Source organism: Thermopolyspora sp. NPDC052614, from assembly GCF_040678635.1.
Taxonomy (GTDB): domain Bacteria; phylum Actinomycetota; class Actinomycetes; order Streptosporangiales; family Streptosporangiaceae; genus Thermopolyspora.
In genome coordinates this window covers 16,234-38,996 of sequence record NZ_JBFATZ010000030.1, presented here as the reverse complement: position 1 = coordinate 38,996, position 22,763 = coordinate 16,234, and the positions used below count along the sequence as shown (strand labels likewise).

Here is a 22,763-nt window from a genome sequence, read left to right as displayed (position 1 = left end):
GGCGGTCCACCGCTCCCGGCCTCCCGGCGACGCCACGGCCGTACGCGGGGGCCAAGCACACATGTCGTGTTTCTCCTCAAGACTCTCAGCCGGGCCTGTCGCCTTCGGCCGGTGGTGCCGATGGGTCAGGCGCGGGAGGGCTCGAAGCGCTCCGCCGCCATGCCCGACAACGGGTTCTCGTCGCACGGCTTGCTCGGCACCGTGACGGGCGTCGCCACGGGGGCGGCCGGGCGGCGCATGCCGATCGTCACCGGCACCGGGCCGCCGCGGCGGGGGGCTCGCCTGGCCGTACGGGAGTGGTCCTGCGACGGGCGGGGCGCGGCCCCGGCGGCGACGGCGGCGAGCGCGGCCTCGCCCTCGCCCCGCACGCACTCGGGGTCCGGGCCGTCGAGCGGCAGGCCGGTGAAGAACTTGGCCGCCATGCAGCCGCCCTGGCAGGCGTCGTAGTGGCCGCACGAGGAGCACGTCCCGGCCGACTGCGGCCGTCGCAGCTCGGTGAACAGGTCGGATTCCCGCCAGACCCGGGCGAAGCCGCCCTCGTCACGCACGTTCCCGGCGAGGAAGGCGTCGTGGATGGCGAACGGGCACGCGTACACGTCCCCGATCGGGTCGATCAGGCACACCACCCGCCCGGCCCCGCACAGGTTCAGCCCCGGCAGGGACCCACCGTACGCGGACAGGTGGAAGAACGAGTCGCCGGTGAGCACGTTCTCGCCGTGCGCGACCAGCCAGTCGTAGAGCTCGCGCTGCTGCTCGGGCAGCGGGTGCAGCTCGTCCCAGGTGTCGGCGCCGCGGCCGGAGGGGCGCAGCCGGGTCAGCCGGAGCTGCGCGCCGTACCGGTCGGCGATGGCCTTGAACTCGTCGAGCTGGCCGATGTTGTGCCGGGTGGCGACCACCGACAGCTTGAAGCCGCGGAAACCGGCGGCGGCGAGGTTCTCCATGGCGCGGATCGCGGTGGCGTACGAGCCGGGGCCGCGCACCGCGTCGTTGACCTCGGCGGTGGCGCCGTCGAGCGAGATCTGCACGTCGACGTAGTCGCTCGCGGCGAGCCGGGCGGCGACCTCCGGGGTGATCCGTACGCCGTTGGTGGAGAACTTGACCCCGACGTGGTGGGCGGTGGCGTAGTCGACCAGCTCCCAGAAGTCGGGCCGCACCGTCGGCTCGCCGCCGCCGATGTTGACGTAGAAGACCTGCATGCGCTCCAGTTCGTCGATGACGGCCTTGCACTCGTCGGTGCTCAGCTCGCGCGGGTCGCGGCGGCCGGAGCTGGACAGGCAGTGCACGCAGGCGAGGTTGCAGGCGTAGGTGAGCTCCCAGGTGAGGCAGATCGGTGCGTCCAGACCGTTCTTGAAGTGATCGACCAGCGCGGTCACGAGTCCTCCGTCTCGGCGGGCCCACGGCGACGCTCGACGATCATGTCGGTGCGGGCGAGCACGTCCAGGGCCTTGGCGTAGCGGGCGGTGGCGGCGTCGGTGACGCCGGCGGCGGCGCACGCGGTGCGGGCGTCGGGATGGGATCCCAGCGCCCGCACCACGTCCAGCAGCACCCGGTCCTTCAGGAACGACAGGCGCCTGGTGCCGAAGTGGTAGAGCAGCGCCCCGAAGGGCTCGGGGCGCACGGACACCTGCGGGTGCAGGTCCCAGGCCCGGTCAAGGTCGAAACCGGTCATCTCGGCGGCCCTTCGGGGTAGGCGGATCAGTAGACGCCGCACATGCCGTCGATGGACACGTCCTCGACGAGAAGCTCCTCTTCGATCATGTCAGCCGACTCGGTGACCGGCATGTTCTGCGCAGGGGTGTCCGACATGGCAGGCTCCTTTGCTGAGGGCAGGTGGAAAGCCGGGCGTACGGTTTGCCCGAATCCGCGTGATGAATATTTAACGCACTGAGTGCAGAAAAGGGAAGGGGCTTCATGGAGACATCGTCGCCGGTCAGCGCGGACCGGCCGGCGCGGGGCCGCAGGCAGCGCACGTCGCACGCCGAGTTGGAACGCGTCGCCTTCGCCCTGTTCGCCGCCAAGGGCTTCGACCAGACGACGATCGACGACATCGCCGAGGCGGCGGGGATCGGGCGCCGCACGTTCTTCAACTACTACGCCTCCAAGAACGACCTGGTCTGGGGGCGCTTCGACCACGACGTGGCCCGCCTGCGCCGCCTGCTCGCCGCCGCCCCGCCCGAGATCTCGCTGATGGACGCCCTGCGCGAGGCCGTCGTCGAGTTCAACCGGTACGACGAGGCGATCCTGCCCGAGCACCGCACCCGGATGCGCCTCATCCTCGGCGTCCCCGCCCTGCAGGCCGACTCCACCCTCCGCTACGCCCAGTGGGCCACGGCCGTCGCCGAGTTCGTCGCCGCCCGCACCGGGCACCCCGTCACCGGCCTGGTGCCCCGACTCGTCGGCCAGACCGCGCTGGGCGCGGCCATCACCGCCTACCGGCAGTGGCTCGACGGCGAGTCCGGCGATCTGACCGCCCTGATCGCCCAGGCGATGTCCCTGCTGACCACCGGCTTCACCGACGAGGCGCTCTCGCTGCGCGCGTGATCGACGACCCCGCGGAGCCCGTCACCGGCCTGGTGCCCCGGCTCGTCGGCCAGACCGCGCTGGGCGCGGCCATCACCGCCTACCGGCAGTGGCTCGACGGCGAGTCCGGCGATCTGACCGCTCTGATCGCCCGGGCGATGTCCCTGCTGACCACCGGCTTCACCGACGAGGCGCTCTCGTCGCGCGCGTGATCGACGACCCCGCGGAGCCCGTCACCGGCCTGGTGCCCCGGCTCGTCGGCCAGACCGCGCTGGGCGCGGCCATCACCGCCTGCCGGCAGTGGCTCGATGGCGAGTCCGGCGATCTGACCGCTCTGATCGCCCGGGCGATGTCCCTGCTGACCACCGGCTTCACCGACGAGGTGCTCCCACTGGGGGCATGATCGACGACTCGGTGGTGGCGGGGCCGAGCGGCATCGAGGGAGCGGGGTACCCGGCGTCGGGACCGGGTAGGCCGGGGGCGGCCCGAGCCGCTCAGGCAAAGGGGTGGCCATGACGCGCAGGCGTGGCCATGACGTGGTCAGACGGTCGTGACTCGACCTTGTTCGCCGCTCGGCCGGGTCTGCCGACGGCTCCCGATACTCGGCGACATCGCGCGCCGTGAGCCGGGCAGGGTTGCCATCCGTGGCCGGGTGGGTCGGGCCGGTTTTTTGGCGGGCGCGTTTCAGGTGGTCAGGCCGCCGTCGACGGGCAGGATCGCGCCGGTGCAGCCGGAGCCGGCGGGGGAGCAGAGCCAGTTGATCGCCTCGGCGATCTCGGCGGGCTCCAGGAGGCGGCGGGCCAGTTGCTGTTCGGCGAACCGTTCCTGGTCGGGAAGGCCGTAGACGGCTGCGCTGGCCTGGAGCATGGAGCCCCTGGTCGAGCCGGGGCAGACGGCGTTGGCGGTCACGCCGGTGCCTGCCAGGTCGGCGGCGAGGGCGCGTACGTAGCCGATGACCGCCGCCTTCGCCGCCGAGTACGCGCCAAGCTTCTGCATGCCGCGCAGACCCGCGGCGGAGGCGACGGCGACGAACCGGCCCGCGCCTGCGGCGATCATGGAAGGAACGACCGCCTCGGCGAGGCGGCGGGTGCCGTGCAGGTTGACGTTCAGCAGCACGTCCCAGGCGTCGTCGGAGGTGGCCCAGGCGTCCGCGCCGTGGATCAGTCCCGCGACCGCGATCGCGGCCGTTGGGGTACGGCCGGCCAGGGTGCCCCGTATCAGATCGGGCAGGCGGGGGTCCGCCACGTCGGCCAGTCGTGTGCGCACTCCCGCGGCACCCTGGCGCAGGCATTCGTCGGCGACCGCCTCCAGGTCGGCCGGGGCCGGCATGCCGTACGGGATCGGCGGCTGCGGGCGGCAGGCGTCCACCAGCAGCAGCGACCAACCGTCCCGGGCCAGCCGGAACGCGGTCGCCGCGCCGATGCCGCGGGCCGCGCCGGTGATGACCGCGATGGGCGTGTCCTCATCGGACATCAGGTTCTTCCTTCCCACGGGGCCGGTCTGGTCGCGGCGTCGTCTCGCCCGGGGTGCTGTGCAGGCCGATTCAGCCAACGGACTTACCCGGATGGGCCGCGGGCCTCGGCCGCTCGGACGTGGCGGGCGAGGCGGAGGGTCGCGCGGGCGGTCCGGCCCGCCGGGCCTGAGGCGCGCCGCCGACCATAATGCACCTCGGGATCTGAACGCGTGCACGCGGGGCGGCCCTGGTCAGCCCCGGCCCGGTCATCCCGCGATCGTTCGAGGGGTTCGATTCCCGCAGGCGGCGCACGGGCGAGGCTTGGCGGTGCCGAGCGTCTCGTGTGGGTCCCAGGGGGTGTGGTCCTTGCGGCCGTATGGGGGTCCGCTTTCCGCTGGTGCCACGTGGCGTGCCGAGCGTCTCGTGTCGGTTCCAGGGGGTGTGGTCCTCGCGGCCGTACGAGGGTTCGCTTCCCGCTAGTGCCATGGGGGTAGGGCTTGGCGGTGCCGAGCACGCGTGCCGACCTCCAGGGAGTGAAGATGCGGTCTTCGCGGCCCCGCCCACGATGGATCTCGTCGGCGCGGTTCTTCACGGCGCCGGGTTTCACGGCGCTGTTCGTGTCGGCGGGAATGGGGGCACCGCGGCTTTCCGCCTGGCGATTCGCGGCCTCGCGAGTCTCTCGGCCGGGTACCGGACGCCCGCCGCTCCCGCCGGAGCCCGTGCCGCTTCCCGCCCGTTTCCGGTTGCGGCCCGATCCCGGTCTGACCGCGTTCCTGGATGGGCGGGTGCTGCTGGGCGGCGTTCCGGCGCGGCTGACCCACCTGTCGGCGGACGAGGCGGCGTCGGTGCGGCGCTGGTCGGAGGGGGAGCCGGTGGGCGGCGATCCCGGCGCGGGGCTGCTGGCCCGGCGGCTCGTCGAGAGCGGCCTGATGCATCCGGTGCCGCCTGGCGACGCGGAGCCGCTTGCGCTTACCGTCGTGATCCCCGTGTACGGCAGGCCGCAACTGCTGGCCCGCTGTCTGGAGGCGCTGGGGCGTACGCATCCGGTGGTGGTCGTGGACGACGCCTCGCCCGACCCGGGTCCCATAGCCGAGATCGCCGGGGCGTACGGGGCCAGATTGATCCGGCGTGCGGTGAACGGCGGTCCGGGAGCCGCGCGCAACACGGGCCTGGCGGCGGTCCGTACCCCGCTGGTCGCCTTCCTCGATGCCGACTGCGTACCCCGTCCGGGCTGGCTGGAGGCGTTGCTGCCGCACTTCGCCGACCCGCTCGTCGTCGCCGTCGCACCCCGCGTCGTCACCGGGGCGGGCAGGCCGGGTCGCCTGGCCGCGTACGAGGGCGGGCTGGCCACGCTGGACATGGGGGAGGGCGGCAACCTGGTGCGCCCGCGCGGCGCGGTGCCGTTCGTGGCGGGCGCGGCCCTGCTCGTACGGCGATCCGCCGTCGGCGACGGCTTCGACGAGGGCCTGCGTGACGGCGAGGACGTGGACCTGGTGTGGAGGCTGACGGCGCGCGGCCTGCATGTGCGTTTCGTTCCCGCCGCGACCGTCGAGCACGAGCCCCCCGCCCGGCTGCGCGACTGGCTGGCCCGCCGCGTCGACTACGGCTGCACCGCCGCCCCGCTCGCGCTACGGCACCCGGGGGAACTGCCCGCGGTGACGATGTCGGGCTGGAGCGTGGTCGCCTGGGGCCTGGTCGTGTCCGGCTTTCCGGTCGCCGGCGCCGCCCTGACCGCGGCGGCCACCGCCCTGCTGGCCCGTAAGCTCGCCGCATGGCACCCCCGACCCCGGCAGCTGGCACTGCGCATGGCCGCCGGAGGGACCGTCACCGCAGGCGAGTCGCTCGGCAGGACCGTCATCCGCGTCTGGTGGCCGCTCGCCGTTCCGGCAGGGCTGACCGTACCGAAACTGCGCCTCCCCCTGGCCGCCGCCGCGTTGGTCCCGGCCGCCCTGGCCTACCGGCGTAGCGGCACAGCCCTCGACCCGCTGTCCTGGATCGGCCTGCGCCTGCTCGACGACCTCGCCTACGGCCTCGGCGCCTGGCGCGGCTGTGTCCGCCACCGCACCATCGCGCCGCTGCGCCCCCACCTGTGGTGGACGTCCAGGGACGGCCTGTCCCCGGATTTGTGAGGCGCTGCGGCCCGCGGACGCCGGAACGTCGCCCTGCCCCGGCGGGGCCGATGGCCGGGCACGGCGGGCTTACGGCTTGCGGCCGATGCCGCCGTAGGCGTCGATATGCGGGATGCTCCAGGCGGTGGTCTCGGGGCGCCAGTGGGCGACCGACACGATGCCGGGAGGAACCAGGTCGAGGCCGGTGAAGAAGGCGGCGACCTGATCGGGGGTGCGGAGGCGGTAGGGGATGGCGCCGGTGTCGTCGTAGTCCTGCTGGGCCTTCTCGAAGTCCTTGTTGCCGGCGCTGGTGCCGTCGTTGAGGGCCAGATGGCTGCCCGGAGGGAGGTGGTCGAGCAGGCGGGTGACGATGGAGCGGGCCTCGTCGTAGTCGTCGATGTGGCCGAGGATGCCCATGAGGATCAGGGCGACGGGATGGGTGAAGTCCAGGGTGTCGGCGGCCGCCTGGATGATCTTTTCCGGTTCGCGCAGGTCGGCGTCGATGTAGGCGCAGGCGCCTTGCGGGGTGCTGGTGAGCAGGGCGCGTGCGTGGGAGAGGACCAATGGGTCGTTGTCGACGTAGACGATGCGGGACTCGGGCGCGACGCGCTGGGCGACCTCGTGGGTGTTGTCCACGGTGGGCAAACCCGTGCCGATGTCCAGGAATTGCCGGATGCCCGCCTCGCCGGCCAGGTAGCGCACGCAGCGGGTGAGGAACGCCCGCGAGTGCCGGGCCAGGTCGATGATTCCCGGGAAGACCGCGACGTACCGGTCGCCGGCCTCGCGGTCGACGGGGTAGTTGTCCTTGCCGCCCAGCCAGTAGTTCCAGATCCGGGCCGACTGGGGGACGCTGGTGTCGATCCTGCCGGAGGGGTCGTCTGTCACGGGGGCACCTCTCCTGTCATCGCTGACCGAATCCGCCGTCACCGCGCATCCTTAACCATCGCGATGGCGAGACCAGAATACAGCTGATGATCTGAATGAATAGGGTTCTTACCCTTTATTGTGAAAGATGGTAAAGGGTGACCTTATACCTGATTTGTGTGGATCCGATACGCACGGTGAGACGGATCCGCTGGCGGGCGAAAGCCGTACTCCGCGCGGCCATCGTCGCCGTCGCAGACGGTGAGACATCACAACGGAAGGTGTCCGGCGCTTAAATTTTTCTGAAGCTTTCAGGGGCGTTCTCGGCGGACCCATCGGAAATCGCCTGGCTCTTGACCTTTCGCGGCTTGATATGTCAGAAAGCTTCAGTACCGCCGTGTTCGTTGCTTAGTGCTCTTCACCGCATCAGGTGACAACCGGTTCTTCTTGAAAGGATGCCATGAAATTTCATACGGCATTCGCGTCGATCGCCGCCAGCACGGCCGTGCTGGTGATGGGCCTGATGGCCCCGCCGGCTGCGGCCGTCCCATCGGCCCAGGTCCAAACGGATTCCGCCGATGAGGTGAATCCTCGTTTCTACTACACCATCGAGCCGTCCGGTTGCCGCTTGAAGCTGCAGTGGTGGATTCACGTCGACGGACGCCATGCCGTGTACTGGGCGGGCGAGTCGTACTTGAAAGAGCCCACCGCCCGCAGCCTCACCACCCATTCCTACGGGTATGTGATGGAAGGGGACCACTCTCTCCAGTCAGGCGACGCCGAGGACCAGGGCCGGGTATGGTCCGAGGGACGCCTCGACGATTCGGACGGCCCGCTTTACCACAACGCCTTCGGCTGGGCGCACTCGTGTCCCGACGAGTCGTCGCAGGTGCTCGCCACCGTAGAACTCCAACCGCACCTCGCCTACCCGAAATCCTTCCCCGTGACCCTGGTCTACAAGGGAACGATCACCGCCGGGCCCGACGCGAAAGAGCCCCTGTACCGCTGGCTCCGGCAAACCGGGGGAGTCTTCAACGACGTCGGCAACTATGAGAAGGGCGCCTGGGAGCGGGCCTCGTTCCCCGGCCCGGACCGACGCCTCGAAGTGACCGACTTCAAGCAACTCACGCAGCGCGGCGACCTCGGCAGCAGCGGGCGGATGCTCGAAATCGACCTGGACGGCGACGAGGAGACCACCGGCGACCGCATGCTGACCGGTTGGGTCAGCGGCTACCAGTGAGCGGCTACCGGTAAGCGGGCTACCAGTGAGCGGCGGGGCATCGTGCCGCGCCACCACGGTCACCTCGCAGCCCGCATCCCCCGTACGGCCGCCGCCGTCATGATCACGATGGTGGGAACGCCGCCACTTGGGCGTCGGCCGGGCCCGTGATGACGACGTCCTCGGCGACATGGACGAGAAAGGCCGAATAGCCGCCATCGTCGCCCTTCCGGGCGAACACGCAGCGGGTGTCGCCGCAGGCCACCAGCAGGAGACCGGGATAGCGGTGCTCGCACCCCTCGACCCCGCCCTCCACCGAACCGCCGGGAAGACCGAGGGGCCTGGCGGCACACAACGTGATCGCGGGATTGCGGTCGATGTCCGCCGCCAGGGAGAAGCCGGTGAGGTGGGCGAAGACCCCCATGATCCAGATGGCCAGATACGAGTTGATCAGGATGAGGGTCGCCGCGATCGCGCGGCCGGTCGCGGTGGCCCCGGTGCCCCCAGTGGCCCCGGTGGTCCCGGCACCGGCGTGCCTGCGCAGGTGCAGGCCGTAAACGGACAGGTTGCCGCCCATCGCGGTGAGCATGGGCACCACCGGATACCTGCTGCTGTAAAAGAACACGCCGAACCAGCCGAGCAGGCCGAGGACGAGAGCGGGAACACCGGCGAGGACGCATACGGCCCCGATGCGCCTGCGAAGAGCAGGCGACGCCTTCATGACCTGGGCGTGCACGATGAAAATCCCCAGGCCGATCAGCGCGACGATGAACACCGACCGGGCGGTGACGCCGACGCCCCGCTCGATGTTGTCGGGAATCGACGGGTCGAGCAGGCCGCTGCTCATGCGGAAGTATTCGAGCTGGCCCTGGATGCGCTGCACCCCGAGGAAGGCGGAGAGGGCGACCAGGATCGGCGCGGAGAAATACGGCAGCAGCCAGCGGGCGGCCCTCGACATGATGCCGACCAGGTGGTCGGGGCTATTTGACATTGGGTTCCCTGTGCTTGAGCTCGGGCCACCCGGGATTGCCGGTCTCGGACGGGAGCCCGATCGGCGCGCTGGGTTTCGGCGGAGAGGAGACCGGCGCGGGAGCGGACGGCGTGGCCTTCACGTCGGCACGGGGCGTGGCACGCGGCCGGCGCGATGGGGTCGAGGTCGGCTCGGGCGTGGGGTCCGGCCCGCGCTGGGTGTCCGCAGGATGCGGTGTGCGGGTGTGCTTGGCCGGGATGCGCACGAGCGGTTCCGTTGCCGGCGGGTCCGTCATCTGCGGAGCCGTGACCTGCAGGTTCGTGACCCGTGGATGCGTCGCCGAGGGCGAAACGGTCATCCGTATCGGCGGCGTGGGCACCTCCTGTACGTCGGGCCGTTCAGGGGACCGCGTCAGATACAGTACGGCCGCGCAGACCGACACCGATAAAACCGATAAAAGGGCCAGCCCCGCGATCACCTTGATGCCGCGCCATACGTGATCGCGGCCTTTCTCCTGCATTTGCCCCTCCCCCGGTAACGTTCGCCGTCGCACCGGACCTTGCCCGTGGACCACAACCGCCGGGGCGGTCGCCCGATAACCGACCGTGACGGCCCCGGCGGGGGTACACATTACCGATCGCAAATTAATGGGATCGTCAAGGCGGATCAGTGTTTTCCGAGGCCCCGATGATTTCTGGCGTGATGTCTATTTCCGGCCGTCCCCCAATGCCGTACGAGGGATCCAGGGCGTCGGCTCAACACCCAGGGGCGGAGCGTTCTGGATCACGAGATGGCGGGCGCTTGGAGCTGGGACAACATCGCCGCCGCCATCGACCACTACCGCGCCCATCCCGACCACGGCCTTCAGCCACTCGGTTTCACCAGATGAGGACGCTTCGGCCCTAGCTCAACACCCACGGGAATTGCGATTCATGGATTGGACCGCATCTTCCCCGCGCCGACCTTGCCCGCCGTCACCGGGTTCGCGGGATCGCGAGCGCGCGGGGCGGGCCGACCGTGTGATGTCGGCGGTGTGCGGGTGCACGGCCGTCGCCGGAGCCGCCGCGCCCGCTCTGCGGCACGATTACCGGTTTACGTGCCGTCGGCTTGCGCGCGATCCGGCCGAACCTGCGAGGGAGAGCATGTCATTTATTGGGCGAATGCCTCATTCTCCGTATGAAGGACCTGCGAATTTGACCGTTCGCAGGGTTTTCCTTTGCGTCGATGTCATCATGGAGGTGCCCCGGAGAAACCCGAAGGGACTTCACCTGGAGGGAATGCTCTCCAGATATGTCCGATATTTGGGAGGAATGGATGCCTCGCCGTTCAGATCCCGTGAATCCTGCCCTGTCCCCCTCGCACCTGCTCGGCGCACACCTTCGCCACTGGCGTGAGAAGGTGTGCGGGCTCACCCTTCGCCAGGTGGCCTCGCTGGCCTTCTGCGACGACGCCGATCTGTCCAAGTGGGAACGCGGTCTGACCCGTCCCCAGGCCGACACCACCCGCCGCCTCGACGACGTGTACGGCGCGCAGGGCCACCTTTTCGCCCTTCACCGGGCAATGACAGAACTCGACCGGTTGCGTACGCTCGTAAAAAACCACCCCTCCACCGAGGAGGTCGCCACGGAACGTCGCCGCCTCCTGCAGTTCGCCGCCACCATGGGAATCGGGGCGGCCAACATGTCGGGCGAACCCATCCGCCAGCTTTTCGACATGATGTACGGCGAAGGCCGCACGATCGAGGACTGGCAGTTGGCCGTCGCCGACCATCTCCACGCGATCCGCACTCGCCCTGCCGCCCAGGTGCACGACGATCTGCTCCTCGACCTGCTCGCGCTTCAGCGCCAACTGGACGCGGCCGACGAGATCGACGTGACCGAGCTGCGACGCGTCGCCGCCGAACTGTCCGCCTTCCACGCCAGCGTCCTGACCCGCCTCGGCGAGCACGCCGCCGCCCTCCGCTGGTACCGCACGGCGCGCAGGGCCGCCGACTCGGCGGACGATCTGGATCTGCGCCTGAGAATCCGCGCGCACGAGGCGGCGCACAGCCTCTACGGCCTGCGCGATCCGGCCACCGTCCTGCGTCTGGTCGACAACGCCCTGCACCTCGCGGGAACGGCACCGCGTCCGTCCGTTGGGCTGGCCTCGCTCATCGGCGCTCAGGCGCACGCCCTGGCGCTTCTCGGTCGCGAGGACGAGGCCAGGCGGGCGGTACGGCTCTTCACCGACATCGCGAGCACCGACCTGCCGGTTGTCCCCGGCTTCTGGGAGCCGTCGGACTACCGCCTGTACTTCAGCCAGAGCCAGGCCTATTCCGCCCTCGGCGACGAGACCGAGGCGGGCCGGGCGCAGGAACACATCCTTTCAGGCCCCCGCACCTGCTACTCGATCCCGGTTCGTGTGTCCCTGCACGCAGCCCTCTGCACCGTGGTCCGCGGCGGCATCGACGAGGGCGTACGGCAGGCCATGGATTTGATCGGCACCGTGCCGAGGCCCTACCTCAACGTCATGATCCTGGAAACCGCCAGACGAGTGCTGCACGCCGTACCCGCGGACCGTCAGGACCGTCCCGCGGTCGCCGACTTCCGTCAGGTGCTCGCCATCGCGCCGGCGAAGGACCTGTGAGCCCTGAGCTGACACGGGCGGTGAGGAAAGCGATCACCGCCCGCCGCCGCCCGAGGCCGCGCCCTTTCCCGGACATCGCTGGAAGCGCCCGGTTCGCCGATGACGGCCGTTCCGCGGTCGTGTTCACTTGTGGGAGCTCAGTTGTGGGTCGGTGATTCCGCCCGGGCAATCGAGGGAGTCGGTGTCCCAGTCGGCGAGGCGAGCGCCGGCCTTGTAGGCGCTCTCGTAGAAGGCCAGTACGGCGGCGCGTGGAGAGGGCTCGGCCCGGGCGTCGGCGTAGCGTAGGACGGCCAGGTGGCCGGTGGGGCGGGCGACCCATCGTGCGGCCTCGGGCAGCAAGGGCTCGTCGGTTAGTTTGTCTGGCTCTGGGGCCGTATAGGAGTAGAAGGCCGGTTCGGGAAAGGCGTCGTCGCCGAACCAGAAGCCGAAGCTGATCACCTCGCGGGAGTACGCCTCGCGGGTCACCGGGTCGACGTCGGGCGGCTGGGGGACCGGGCGGTCGGAGAAGCGGGTGCAGGCGATGTCGAAGGTGTGCCAGAAGTGGTGCACCGGGCTGATCTTGCCGGAGAAGCCGGAGGCGAACTCCTCAAGCACGAGGTTCACCTGGCTGAGAATCTGCCAGTATCGCGTGACCTTGGCCTGGTCGTAGGCCGCGTGTTCGGTGTCGTCGGCGAAGGGCCGGTCGGAGTCCGGCATGTCGTACGGGCGGGGTATGTCGATCTCCACCGGGATGTCCAGGGCCGCCAGCGCGCGCATGGTCTCGCGGTAGAAGGACGCGACCGATTGACCGTACAGGGGGAATGAGGCGGCCTTCCCGTCGAGCGTCGTGACGACCAGTCGATGGGCGACGAAGTCGAAGTCGATCGTGAAGATCGGGTTGCCGTCCGCCCGTCCGATCGGGCGGGTGGTGAGGCCGCGCCCGGTGAGATGGAACGGCACATTCCACCAGTGGTTGCGCCGTATCCCCGCCGCCAGCCGGATCTTGCCGACGATCTGGGCGAAACGGTGGAGCGTGGCCTTGGTCTCCCGCCATTCGGCCAGCGGGAGCGCGGGAAACAGTTCCATGCCGCCCACTGTCCCCGCGTACGGGTCAACGGGAACCAGGTCAACGGGAACCAGGTCAACGAGAACGTCGAAAAAACACGGTCCTCCCCTGGGCCGGGGGAGGACCGTCCGTCAGTGGGCCGCGTCGAGCTTGGCGCGCTGCTCGGCGGTGAGTTCGAGGTCGACCGCCTCCAGCGCTTCCTCCAACTGGGCGAGCGACGAGGTCCCCACCAGCGGGATGACCGGGATCTCGCCGCCGATGAGCCAGGACAGGACCACCTGGTTGACCGTGGCCCCGGTCTCCGCGGCCACCTCCCGCAGGGCGGCCAGGCGTGCCGGGGTGCCCGCATGGTCGAGTTGGGGACCGAACGGCCGGTCCGAGTCCGACCGTACGTAGGCCCCCTTGAGCAGCGGCGAGTACGCGACCAGGGTGAGCTCGGGCTGCTCGTGCACATAGGCGAGCAGGTCCGGCGAGGCCGCGCCCGGCGAGCCGTGCGGCGACAGGTCGGTCGGCAGGTCACAGCGCTCGCGCAGGTAGGTGTGCTGGTACTGCAGGACCTCGTAGCCGGGCAGCCCGGCCGCGGCGGCGATCGCGCGGGCCCGCTCCACCCGCCAGGTCCAGTGGTTGCTCACGCCCAGCAGGCCCACCGTGCCCTCGGCGACCAGCTCGGCGAAGCCCTCCACGGTCTCGCGCAGCGGCACGCGGGGGTCCTCGATGTGGGCGTACAGCAGGTCCAGCCGGTCCATGCCGAGCCGCTCGCGGCTGCGCTCGGCCGACTCCCGGATCACCTTCGCCGACAGCCCTTCGGGGTTGTCGATGTAGCTCGTTCCCGGGGCGAGCGGTCGCGCCCCGACCTTGGTCGCGATGACGATCTCGTTCCCGACGCCCCGGCTGCGCCGCCACCGGCCGAGCAGTTCCTCGCTTTCCCCGCCCTGGCCGCCGTTGACCCAGAAGGCGTAGTTGTCGGAGGTGTCGATGAACGTGCCGCCGGCCTCGACGTACCGATCCAGGATGGCGAAGGACGTCGCCTCGTCGGTGCGCGTGCCGAACAGCATCGCGCCGAGGCTCAGCACGCTGACCTCCCGCTGTGTCCGCGGGTTCGTACCGATCACGCGGTATCGCATGAGCGCGCTCCTTCTCTCGGTGATGAGCGAATCACGCGCAGTCTGCGACCTGGAGTGCGCTCCAGGTCAAGCCCCGCCTACGCCGAGGCGGCGAGCTCGCGGGCTTCGGCTTAACTGGTAGGCGAAGGACCTGCGGCCGAGGAGGACGTGATCACTGAACGCAAGCCGCCCGGCATGAGCCAGGAGACATGGGTCGAGGTGCAGATCCGCCGGGCGATGGAGGAGGGCAAGTTCGACAATCTGCCTGGCGCCGGCAAGCCGCTCCGCAACCTGCACAAGGCCGGCGATCCGCTGTGGTGGGCCAGGGAGAAGGCGCGGGCCGAGGGGCTGGACACCTCGGCGATGCTGCCCCCGTCCCTGCGGCTGCGCAAGGAGAAGCAGCGGCTCCACGACACCATCGCCGACCTGCCCTCCGAGAAGGCGGTGCGGGAGGCCGTGGAGGATCTCAACGCGCAGATCAAGGAACACTGGCGCGCGCCGTCCGGCCCGTCGGTGCCGGTCGCGCTCATGGACCTCGACGAGGCGCTGGAGCGCTGGCGCGCGGCGCGACCGGCCCGCGACGCCGCCGTCGCCCCGGGCCCGGCGGCCGACGCGCCGGCGGACGACCGCGGGCGAACGCGTACCGGCTGGTGGCGGCGCATCATCGGGCGGGTGCGGGCCTGAGCCCGACGCCCCGCCGGGGCGCCGATCCGTGGGCGAGGCGGCCGGACGACCGGCTCGGCGCGGGCGCTGTCGTTCAGCGGAGGAGGACGGTGACGCCGCCGGACAGGAAAGAGTCGTGGAGTTCGAGGGACCGGAGGGTGATGTTCTTCGGCACGTCGAACAGCAGGATCCCTTTGACGGTGTTGCCGGGATTGATGTTGTTGAGGAAGGCGTTGGAGCCCGGCAGGCTGACGGCGGCCGTGCCCGTGGCGGTGTCGAACTGGCGGCCCTTGGCGTCGATGAGCTTCTGTGACGTGCCGTCGAAGAGCTGCGCCTCGTCGCCGATGTTCTTGACGGTCAGGTAGATCAGCACGTACTGGCCCTGGGCGGTCGAGGTGGTGAAGCCCTCGCCCACCTCGGTCAGCCCTTTGCGCACCCTGGTGACCTTGAAGGCGAACTTGCCGTCGCGGACCACGTCGCCGATGCCCGGGGGAGCGGGCTTGCGCGGTTTCTCGCTCTTGCCGCCCGCGTCGTCCGCGGGTTCGGTCGCGTCACGCTCGGAGCGGGCGGAGGAGGCCGTGCCGCCGGTGTCGGTGTCGGTATCGGAACCGCCGCCGAACATCACCCCGAGCAGGCCCAGCGCCATGAGTACGCCGACGCCGATGAGCACGGCCTTCAGACAGCCGCCGCGCTGTTGCTGGACGACGACCGTCTGCTGGTAGCGCGGCTGGGGGGCGTAGCCGTACGGGCCGGGAGGGGGCGGGGAATCGCTGTGCACGGAGACTCCAGGGGACGATGCGGTCGAAGCTGTGATCCTGGCTCCACGATTAGAGCACCTGTGAACCGCAGACACAAGTTATACACGTGAATCCGCTGGAGTGAATCAGGGGCATGTCGTGGACGCGCGGCCACCAAATGGCACTACGTATCGACATGACGACCCATTGTGTTCTAGACTCCCGTCCCGCGCACCATCCGCCGAAGATCGTCCGCCCCCGGCCCCACAAGCAGGTTCCTGCCATGAGACTGATCGCCGACCGCTACCGCCTGACGCGGCCCATCGGCCGGGGCGGCATGGGCGCCGTCTGGGAGGGCTGCGACCTGCGGCTCAACCGTCCCATCGCGGTCAAGCTGATCTACAAAAGCGCCCTCGCGCCGGTGAACGAGGCCGTGCGCCGCTTCAACCGCGAGGCCCGGATCACCGCCCGGCTGCGCCACCCCGGCGTACCGGTGGTGTACGACTTCGGCGGCGACGGCGACGACCTGTACATGATCATGGAGTACGTCGAGGGACAGACCGTCGCGGATGTGATCGTGGAGCATTCACCGCTGCCGGTCGCCTGGGCGGCGCTGATCGGGGCCCAGGTGTGCGCGGTCCTGTCCGCCGCCCACCGGGCGGGCCTCATCCATCGGGACATCAAGCCGCCCAACCTCGTGCTGACCCCGAACGCGACCGTGAAGGTGATCGACTTCGGTGTGGCGGGCGCGCTCGGCGGCGGCGAGTACTCCCGGATCACCGAGACCGGGCAGGCGCCCGGCAGCGCCCACTACATGGCCCCCGAACTGATCGACGGCGAGCCCGCCGGGCGGCTCAGCGACCTGTACGGTGTCGGCTGCCTGCTGCACGAACTCCTCACCGGCTCCCGTCCGTTCGCCTCCGAGGACCTGCTGGCCGAGATCGAAGGCCACCGGTACGGCGAGCCACCGCCGCTCGGCCGTACGGACGTGCCGGACGAACTGGCCACCCTCACCCGGGCCCTGCTGGCCAAGACGCCGACGGACCGGCCGGGCAGCGCGGAGGAGGTGTTCGCCGACCTGCTGCCCCTGTCCCGCGGCCTGCCGCCGCTGCTCGGCCTGACCGACGGCGACCTGCCCGCCGACCCGGTCCACATGTACGCGGCCGCCATCGCCGCCGTGGGCATGTGCCGCGATGCGGAACATGCGGCTTCGGGGGGTTCGCGGCAGCGGCCGGACGGCTGAGCCACCGGCGAGGCGGCTCAGCGGGCCGCGCCGCCGCCCCCTGCACGAGCGGCGGCGGCTCCGGGCGGGACCGGCGCACACATCGCGCGCACCTTGCGCGCTCATCGCGCGGTCAGCCGGCCGCCCGCGTGGTGGAGGCGGCCTGGCGCTTGATGACCTCGAACTCGTTCCAAGAGATGCTGGGGCGGGGCAGGTTGCGGGCGGCGAGGTAGCGGGCGGCGGTACGGCGGACGCCCTTCATGGCGCGGTACATCGCGACCGGGCCCTCGTCGCCGGTCCCCGGGACGAAGCGAGTGGGGGTGAAGGTCCAGGCGCCGTCGCGGACGCCGACGTGGCCGAGGCAGCCGGAGGTGCGGAGTTTCTGCAGCGTGTCGTCGTGGCTGTGGCACAGGATCGAGGCGGGGCCGGGGTGCGGGGTGGCGGTGCCGGGCAGGTCGATGAGGAAGGAGCCGCTGGACGGGTCGGCGACGAGGCGGACCCGGCGGAGGCTGGTGAAGCCCTCGGGGTCGATGGTGGAAAGGACCGCGCTGCGATAGCCCGAGAAGGAGGCGTTCGCTCGCCCGAAGGGGTCGGTGAGGTCGGAGACCTGGACGACGGCGGGGCCGTCGGTGGGGCTGGTGGGGGCGGTCCGCGCCGGGACGCCGGCATCGAGCGACGGGCGTTCGGTGACGCGTACGGGAGTGACGGTGATCAGCAGCCGCATGTAGTACCAGTCGAAGAACCGGCGGACGGGCGAACGGGCGCCGGAGAGGGGCATGGGCGGCTGGCGGTGCCAGAGCTTGGTCCAGTACGGCTCCAGCCCCTGCGGTGAGGTCACCACCTTGTCGGGGCAGTCGGCGGTGCCCTGGACGAGGATCTCGGGAAGGGTGTCGAAGCCGGTGCCGGTCGGGTCGGAGAACAGCATGGCCACCTTGGGCTCGCGGCGGATGTTGAACGCCTTCTGCGGCAGGGCGATCGAGGTGGTGATCAGAAAGGTGCCGTCGCCGTGGCGGAGGGCGACCACCGGCCAGGCGATCGGGACACCGCTCTTGCTGATCGTCGCCAGTTCGCAGGTGAAGTAGGCGTCGACGACGGGGGCCTGGGACGTGGACAGCATGGTCGAAATGTCGGACATGTGCATTCTCCTGTGGCGATCGCGTCATCTAGCGCGTCAGGTAGTGCGTTCGTTGCGCTCCTCCAGGCTGTGGCAGGTCACTTGGATCCCTCTCCAACTTGTCTTGAAGCCGAATGGCGGCCGCTTGAGCGGCCTTGGCACGCCGACGGCGCGGCGACGGCCGAGGCGCAGGCTCTCCTGGTCGTGCCCTTGAGGAGCCGCCACCCCTCCGGTGGCGAGCACCGGGATCGTCAGCACCTCCGCCGCGCCGATGCCGCGTCCCACCCGCGGGGACGCGGCATCGGTGGGCGCGTGACCGCCGCCCGCCGCCTGAGCGGGGCCGGTGGCGATCCGACGCCGACCGCCGAGCGGCCGATCATGCCGCCGAGGCGGGCCGTGCCGTGGACGATTCGCCATCAACATCCCGCTCGGACGGCCTCGGCGCACCGGTCCGGGGCAGGACGACGAGGGCGATGAGGACGGCGGCGACCAGGAGCGCCGCGCCGAGCGTCAGCCCGAGGGCGTACCCGTCGCTCAGCGCCTCGGGCGTGACGGCGGGGCCGGTACGGGCGTGCGCCGCGCCGCCGAGAACGGCCAGCCCGAGCGAGGCCCCGATCTGCCGCGAGCTGTTGAGCAGGCCCGAGGCGGTGCCGGCCTCGTGGGAGGCGACGCCGGCCGTGGCGGTGGAGACCACCGGGCCGAGGCAGAGCCCGAAGCCGATGCTGGTGACGATCGACGGCCCCAGAACGTGGGTCACATACGCGCCGTCCGCGCTGATCAGCCCGAACCAGGCCAGCCCGGCGGCGGTCAGCAGCCCGCCGACGATCAGCAGGGCCCGTGGCGCGAAACGGTAGCCGAGTTTGACGGCGGCCACCGAGCCGACCACGACGCCGAGGGCGAACGGCAGGAACCCGAGCCCGGTCAGGGAGGGCCCGATCCCGAGCACCCGTTGCAGATAGAGGGATCCGAAGTAGAAGGCCGAGGCCATGGCGCCGCCGACCATCAGGTTGTACGCGTTCGCCCCCGCGACCGAGCGGTTCGCGAACAGGCCGAGCCGGACCAGCGGGTCGCGGGCCGTGGTCCGCTCGACAAACAGGAACGCGGCCAGCAGCGCGGCGGCGACGGCCAGGGTCGTCAGGGTCACCGGCGACGTCCATGCGTACCGGTCGGTGCGGACCAGGCCGAACACCAGCAGCGTCATGCCCGCCGTGGCCAGCACCGCGCCGAGGACGTCCGGGCGTGCGTCCCGAGCCGGAGGCGGGCCCGCGTCCACGGCCCGCCAGGCGAGCGCGAGCGCGCAGACGGCCATCGGCACGTTGACGAACATCACCCAGCGCCAGCCGGCGTACTCGGTGAGCACGCCGCCCAGCAGCACGCCGAGGGCGCCCCCTGCGGCGTTCATGGCGCTCCACACGCCGAAGGCCCGGACGCGGGCCCTGCCCGAGGGGAACGTCGCCGTCAGCAGCGCCAGCGCGGCCGGGGCCAGCGCGGCGGCCCCCACCCCCTGTACGGCACGGGCGGCCACCAGATGCCAGGGCTCCTGGGCGAAGCCGCCGACGAGCGAGGCGAGCCCGAACAGGGCGAGGCCGAACAGCAGGACCCGCCCCCGGCCGTACCGGTCGGCGGCCTTGCCGCCCAGCAACAGCAGCCCGCCGAAGGCGAGCGCGTAGGCGTGGATCACCCAGGTCAGGTCCACCGCGCCGAAGCCGAGACCGACGGCGATCCGCGGCAGCCCGACGTTCACCACCGACAGGTCCAGCGACACCATGAACTGCGCGACGGCCACGGCCGCGAGGACGATCCCGGGCCTGCCCTCGGCTCCGGCACCCGACGCGGCGACCGCCCGCCCGAACTTCGACTCCCCGCCGCTCAACGCGGATCACCCCTTCGCGCCGACCCCTCGGCCGGGAGCAGCTCGGCTGGGCGTTCCCGGGTGAGGGGCGCGGGACCGCGGCCGTCCACGTTCGCGTAGCGGAACCAGCACCTGATTCGCATCGTGTTCATGCCGGACATCGTGGACTTCGGCCGTCCGGCGATCGTCATGTCCGGGAAGACATCTCGCCCTGGCACCCGGGAAGCAGGGCCGGTCCCGCTACTTCGCCGGGAGTAGCGCCGAAATACGCCCTCCTGCGGAGGACCCGCGCCGAAACAGTCTTTAACCTACACAAGATGAGGTTCGTAAGGCGGTGGCGTCCCCTCGCCCCGGACGGCCTGCTCGCCGCGACGGTGGCCCTCCTGCTGGCGGTCGTCGTGTTCCGCACGCCGGGCTGGGGCGCGCCGGACATCGTGGCCGCCCTGGTGGGTTCGCTCGTGCTCGTCGTCTGGCGACGGGCACCCCTGGTGTCGCTGCTCGTCGGCACGGCCTGCATGCTCGTGATCGCGGTGCGCATCCACCCGGGCCCGCTGGCCGCCTTCCCCGTGCTGCTGTCGGTGTTCGCCGCGGTCAGGGCCGGTCATCGGCTGGCCGCCGGGCTGGCGGGGACGATCTTCGTCGCCGCCGGCCTCGCGGTGAGCCTGTCCGGCGACGACGGATTCGCGCGGAGCTTCGACTATGTCTCCCTGCTGGTCGGCTGGTTCGTGGCCTCCGGCATCGCCGGTACGGTGACCCGGCACCGGCAGGCGTACCTGGAGGAGGCCGAGCGCCGGGCCGCCGAGGCCGAACGCACCCGCGAGGAGGTGGCCCGCCGCCGCGCGGGCGAGGAGCGGCTGCGCATCGCCAGGGAACTGCACGACTCGCTCACCCACAGCATCTCGATCATCAAGGTGCAGGCCGGGGTGGCCGTCCACCTGGCGCGCAAGCGCGGCGAGGACGTGCCCCCCGCGCTGCTGGCCATCCAGGAGGCCAGCCGCGACGCCATGCGCGAGTTGCGCGCCACCCTGGAGGTGCTGCGCGACCCCGGCGGCGGCGAGGGCGAGGCCCAGGCAAGCGGCCTCGACCGGCTCGGCGATCTGATGGAGCGGGCCCGCTCGACGGGCCTGCCGGCCACGCTGACGATCTCCGGCAGGCGGCGGGAACTCCCTGCCGAGGTGGACCGGGCCGCCTACCGGATCGTCCAAGAGGCGCTCACCAACGTCTCCCGGCACGCCGGCAAGGCGACCGCGGAGGTGCGCATCGACTACGCCGACGAGGAGCTGATCGTCCAGGTCGACGACGACGGCGAGGCCGACCCGGACGCCCCGCCCGTGCCCGGCACCGGCCTGCTCGGCATGCGCGAGCGCGTCACGGGGCTCGGCGGCCGGCTGCGGGCCGAGCCCCGCCCCGCGGGCGGCTTCACGGTGCGCGCCGAGCTTCCCCTTGGAGGACCATCGTGATCCGCGTGCTGCTCGCCGACGACCAGTCGCTCATCCGCGCCGGGTTCCGCGCCCTGCTGGAGACCGAGGACGACCTTGAGGTGGTGGCCGAGGCCGAGAACGGCGAGCAGGCCGTCGCGCTCGCCCGGGAACACCGGCCCGACGTCGCCCTCATCGACATCCAGATGCCGGTGATGGACGGCATCGAGGCGACCCGCCGGATCGCCGCCGACGATGGGCTGAGCGGCCTGCACGTGGTGATCCTCACCAACTACGGCCTGGACGAGTACGTCTTCAACGCGCTGCGCGCCGGGGCCTGCGGCTTCCTGGTCAAGGACACCGAGCCCGCCGACCTGCTGCAGGGCATCAGGGTCGCGGCCCGCGGCGACGCGCTGCTGTCCCCCGCGATCACCCGCCGTCTCATCGACGAGTACGTCGCCCGCCGCCCCGAGCCCGCTCCCAAGGGGCTCGACGTGCTGACCAACCGCGAGCGCGAGGTCCTCGCGCTGGTGGCGCGCGGCATGTCCAACGACGAGATCGCCGCCCACATGGTGATCAGCCCGACCACCGCGAAGACCCACGTCAGCAGGGCGATGACGAAGCTCGGCGCCCGGGACCGCGCCCAGCTCGTGGTGTTCGCCTACGAGTCCGGCCTCGTCACCCCGCGGCGCGGCTGATCGCGTACCCGCCGGGCCGGTCGGGCTCCCGGCCGCTGCCCGCTTGGCGACGGCGGTCGTCGTGAAGTACGCCGAGCGGACGCTCTGCGCGGAAGACGGGAAGCCCACAGCGGATTCGGAGCCGGAAGAGAGGTGCGGGTCGCCTCGCGTTCAACCGTGCGTAACCGCGGTGCCCTAGCGTCTGCACGCTATGAACTGGAGGAGAAAGGTCAACGCGACGCTCGAAGGGGTCACCGGGTACAACCTCACACGAGCCCGCCGCATGATCGAACGACCCGCGCCACCCGCCCCACCCCCCGCTCCGACCCCGCCGCCTCCCGCCCGCGCCCCGGGCGACCAGGTGCGTCCCCCGGCCGACCCGAAGATCGACCGGCTGCTGGAGGCGCCGGTGTTCGTCATGTCCCCGGTACGCTCCGGATCGACGCTGCTGCGGGTCATGCTCAACAGCCACTCCCAGATTCACGCCCCGATCGAGATGCACGTACGGCGGCTCACCGTAACCCTGACCACCGACCCGGTGGTGCAGGCCATGGAGGCGCTGGGTCACACGAACAGCGACATCGAGCACATCCTGTGGGACCGGATGCTCCACCGCGAGCTTGTCAAAAGCGGGAAGAGGATCCTCGTCGACAAGACGCCCAGCAACGTCTTCGCGTGGAAGCGGATCGCCACGTGCTGGCCGGACGCCCGGTTCATCTTCCTCATCCGGCATCCGATGTCGATCGCCGTCTCGTGGCACGACGCCGACCCGGAGAAACGCCCGATGAGCGAGGCCGTCCCGCACACGTACCAGTACATGAAGTACCTCCAGGAGGCCAGGACCGCCCTGGACGGCGTCACCGTGCGCTACGAGGACCTGACCACCGACCCCGCCGCCGTGACCCGGCAGATCTGCGACCATCTGGGCGTTGCGTGGGAGCCGGAGATGCTCGACTACGGCCGCCACGACCACGGCGAGTTCGTCAAAGGCATCGGCGACTGGCGCGACAAGATCAAGACGGGCACCGTCCAGCCGGGGCGTCCCCTGCCCCAGCCGGACGAGGTGGCGGAGGAACTCCGCGAGATGTGCCGTCTGTGGGGGTACTGAGCGGTCCCTCCTCCCGACGCGGTGCCCTGCCCGGCGCGTAGAGGACGGCGCCGCCGCCCTCTCCA

Annotated in this window: 25 protein-coding genes; 11 read left to right on the top strand and 14 right to left on the bottom strand. The window is 71.0% G+C overall.

All coding sequences use genetic code 11. The features are described 5' to 3' along the window. Positions 1-125: 125 nt before the first annotated feature. Genes mftC through mftA form a run of 3 tightly spaced genes read right to left on the bottom strand, consistent with a single transcriptional unit; the run spans position 126 to position 1,806 of the window. Positions 126-1,373, bottom strand: a complete 1,248-nt coding sequence (gene mftC, locus AB0K60_RS35940; protein WP_364065774.1) for a mycofactocin radical SAM maturase — start codon at positions 1,371-1,373, stop codon at positions 126-128. Further along, complete coding sequence (gene mftB / locus AB0K60_RS35935) at positions 1,370-1,669, bottom strand: mycofactocin biosynthesis chaperone MftB (RefSeq protein ID WP_364065771.1); 300 nt, start codon at positions 1,667-1,669, stop codon at positions 1,370-1,372. The genes mftC and mftB overlap by 4 nt, the downstream gene beginning before the upstream one ends. A 26-nt stretch (positions 1,670-1,695) precedes the next feature. After that, complete coding sequence (mftA, locus tag AB0K60_RS35930; protein ID WP_364065767.1) at positions 1,696-1,806, bottom strand: mycofactocin precursor MftA; 111 nt, start codon at positions 1,804-1,806, stop codon at positions 1,696-1,698. Positions 1,807-1,911: 105 nt separating this feature from the next. Between mftA and mftR the strand changes: the two genes are divergently transcribed. From mftR to AB0K60_RS35915, 3 genes are read left to right on the top strand one after another with little or no spacing between them, the layout of a single operon-like run. Further along, positions 1,912-2,541 (top strand): mycofactocin system transcriptional regulator, encoded by a 630-nt coding sequence (gene mftR / locus AB0K60_RS35925; protein ID WP_364065764.1) that lies wholly within the window; start codon positions 1,912-1,914, stop codon positions 2,539-2,541. After that, positions 2,538-2,732 (top strand): hypothetical protein, encoded by a 195-nt coding sequence (locus AB0K60_RS35920; protein WP_364065761.1) that lies wholly within the window; start codon positions 2,538-2,540, stop codon positions 2,730-2,732. The genes mftR and AB0K60_RS35920 overlap by 4 nt, the downstream gene beginning before the upstream one ends. Next, positions 2,729-2,923 carry a hypothetical protein gene (locus AB0K60_RS35915; RefSeq protein WP_364065758.1) on the top strand — a complete coding sequence of 65 codons (195 nt, stop codon included), beginning with the start codon at positions 2,729-2,731 and terminating at the stop codon, positions 2,921-2,923. Before AB0K60_RS35920 ends, AB0K60_RS35915 begins: the two co-directional genes overlap by 4 nt. A 281-nt stretch (positions 2,924-3,204) precedes the next feature. Here AB0K60_RS35915 and AB0K60_RS35910 read toward each other — a convergent pair whose 3' ends face one another. Beyond that, positions 3,205-3,993, bottom strand: a complete 789-nt coding sequence (locus AB0K60_RS35910) for an SDR family oxidoreductase (RefSeq protein WP_364065755.1) — start codon at positions 3,991-3,993, stop codon at positions 3,205-3,207. A gap of 699 nt (positions 3,994-4,692) precedes the next feature. Between AB0K60_RS35910 and mftF the strand changes: the two genes are divergently transcribed. Further along, a complete protein-coding gene (gene mftF / locus AB0K60_RS35905; protein WP_364065752.1) occupies positions 4,693-6,102 on the top strand; it encodes a mycofactocin biosynthesis glycosyltransferase MftF in 1,410 nt (469 codons plus the stop codon). Between the two features lie 69 nt (positions 6,103-6,171). On the opposite strand, the gene AB0K60_RS35900 is transcribed toward mftF, so the two are convergent. Beyond that, a complete protein-coding gene (locus tag AB0K60_RS35900) occupies positions 6,172-6,966 on the bottom strand; it encodes an SAM-dependent methyltransferase (RefSeq protein ID WP_364065749.1) in 795 nt (264 codons plus the stop codon). A 484-nt stretch (positions 6,967-7,450) separates the two neighbouring features. Between AB0K60_RS35900 and AB0K60_RS35895 the strand changes: the two genes are divergently transcribed. Beyond that, positions 7,451-8,185 carry a hypothetical protein gene (locus AB0K60_RS35895; RefSeq protein WP_364065747.1) on the top strand — a complete coding sequence of 245 codons (735 nt, stop codon included), beginning with the start codon at positions 7,451-7,453 and terminating at the stop codon, positions 8,183-8,185. Positions 8,186-8,288: 103 nt separating this feature from the next. Here the strand turns inward: AB0K60_RS35895 and AB0K60_RS35890 are convergent, their stop codons facing one another. Beyond that, on the bottom strand, positions 8,289-9,155 hold the full coding sequence (locus AB0K60_RS35890) for a hypothetical protein (RefSeq protein ID WP_364065744.1): 867 nt from the start codon (positions 9,153-9,155) through the stop codon (positions 8,289-8,291). Further along, complete coding sequence (locus tag AB0K60_RS35885) at positions 9,145-9,654, bottom strand: hypothetical protein (RefSeq protein ID WP_364065741.1); 510 nt, start codon at positions 9,652-9,654, stop codon at positions 9,145-9,147. The genes AB0K60_RS35890 and AB0K60_RS35885 overlap by 11 nt, the downstream gene beginning before the upstream one ends. Before the next feature lie 815 nt (positions 9,655-10,469). On the opposite strand from AB0K60_RS35885, the gene AB0K60_RS35880 reads away from it, so the two are divergent. Then, a complete protein-coding gene (locus AB0K60_RS35880; RefSeq protein ID WP_364065738.1) occupies positions 10,470-11,759 on the top strand; it encodes a helix-turn-helix transcriptional regulator in 1,290 nt (429 codons plus the stop codon). 123 nt (positions 11,760-11,882) lie between these two features. Here the strand turns inward: AB0K60_RS35880 and AB0K60_RS35875 are convergent, their stop codons facing one another. Beyond that, positions 11,883-12,824 (bottom strand): DUF5996 family protein, encoded by a 942-nt coding sequence (locus tag AB0K60_RS35875; protein ID WP_364065735.1) that lies wholly within the window; start codon positions 12,822-12,824, stop codon positions 11,883-11,885. Between the two features lie 111 nt (positions 12,825-12,935). After that, positions 12,936-13,928, bottom strand: a complete 993-nt coding sequence (locus tag AB0K60_RS35870; protein ID WP_364065732.1) for an aldo/keto reductase — start codon at positions 13,926-13,928, stop codon at positions 12,936-12,938. Between the two features lie 147 nt (positions 13,929-14,075). Between AB0K60_RS35870 and AB0K60_RS35865 the strand changes: the two genes are divergently transcribed. After that, the gene (locus tag AB0K60_RS35865; protein WP_364065729.1) at positions 14,076-14,591 is read left to right on the top strand and encodes a DUF1992 domain-containing protein; all 516 of its coding nucleotides are present in this window, start codon (positions 14,076-14,078) and stop codon (positions 14,589-14,591) included. Between the two features lie 73 nt (positions 14,592-14,664). Here AB0K60_RS35865 and AB0K60_RS35860 read toward each other — a convergent pair whose 3' ends face one another. Continuing rightward, on the bottom strand, positions 14,665-15,348 hold the full coding sequence (locus tag AB0K60_RS35860; RefSeq protein ID WP_364065726.1) for a DUF4352 domain-containing protein: 684 nt from the start codon (positions 15,346-15,348) through the stop codon (positions 14,665-14,667). A gap of 242 nt (positions 15,349-15,590) precedes the next feature. Here AB0K60_RS35860 and AB0K60_RS35855 point away from each other — a divergent pair, with 242 nt between their 5' ends. Then, a complete protein-coding gene (locus AB0K60_RS35855) occupies positions 15,591-16,550 on the top strand; it encodes a serine/threonine-protein kinase (RefSeq protein ID WP_364065723.1) in 960 nt (319 codons plus the stop codon). A 112-nt stretch (positions 16,551-16,662) separates the two neighbouring features. Here the strand turns inward: AB0K60_RS35855 and AB0K60_RS35850 are convergent, their stop codons facing one another. The 4 genes from AB0K60_RS35850 to AB0K60_RS35835 all read right to left on the bottom strand — a co-directional run bounded on the left by AB0K60_RS35850 (position 16,663) and on the right by AB0K60_RS35835 (position 19,686). Continuing rightward, on the bottom strand, positions 16,663-17,664 hold the full coding sequence (locus tag AB0K60_RS35850) for a pyridoxamine 5'-phosphate oxidase family protein (RefSeq protein ID WP_364065720.1): 1,002 nt from the start codon (positions 17,662-17,664) through the stop codon (positions 16,663-16,665). A gap of 36 nt (positions 17,665-17,700) precedes the next feature. Then, entirely contained in the window at positions 17,701-17,928 is a 228-nt protein-coding gene (locus AB0K60_RS35845) for a hypothetical protein (RefSeq protein WP_364065717.1), read from the bottom strand. A 91-nt stretch (positions 17,929-18,019) separates the two neighbouring features. Further along, entirely contained in the window at positions 18,020-19,516 is a 1,497-nt protein-coding gene (locus AB0K60_RS35840) for an MFS transporter (RefSeq protein ID WP_364065714.1), read from the bottom strand. Continuing rightward, on the bottom strand, positions 19,513-19,686 hold the full coding sequence (locus tag AB0K60_RS35835) for a hypothetical protein (RefSeq protein WP_364065711.1): 174 nt from the start codon (positions 19,684-19,686) through the stop codon (positions 19,513-19,515). Before AB0K60_RS35835 ends, AB0K60_RS35840 begins: the two co-directional genes overlap by 4 nt. Positions 19,687-19,812: 126 nt before the next feature. On the opposite strand from AB0K60_RS35835, the gene AB0K60_RS35830 reads away from it, so the two are divergent. The 3 genes from AB0K60_RS35830 to AB0K60_RS35820 all read left to right on the top strand — a co-directional run bounded on the left by AB0K60_RS35830 (position 19,813) and on the right by AB0K60_RS35820 (position 22,698). Continuing rightward, positions 19,813-20,955 (top strand): sensor histidine kinase, encoded by a 1,143-nt coding sequence (locus tag AB0K60_RS35830; RefSeq protein WP_364065708.1) that lies wholly within the window; start codon positions 19,813-19,815, stop codon positions 20,953-20,955. Then, positions 20,952-21,611 carry a response regulator transcription factor gene (locus AB0K60_RS35825; RefSeq protein ID WP_364065705.1) on the top strand — a complete coding sequence of 220 codons (660 nt, stop codon included), beginning with the start codon at positions 20,952-20,954 and terminating at the stop codon, positions 21,609-21,611. The genes AB0K60_RS35830 and AB0K60_RS35825 overlap by 4 nt, the downstream gene beginning before the upstream one ends. Positions 21,612-21,801: 190 nt before the next feature. Next, positions 21,802-22,698 carry a sulfotransferase gene (locus AB0K60_RS35820; RefSeq protein ID WP_364065702.1) on the top strand — a complete coding sequence of 299 codons (897 nt, stop codon included), beginning with the start codon at positions 21,802-21,804 and terminating at the stop codon, positions 22,696-22,698. The last annotated feature ends 65 nt before the right edge of the window (positions 22,699-22,763 follow it).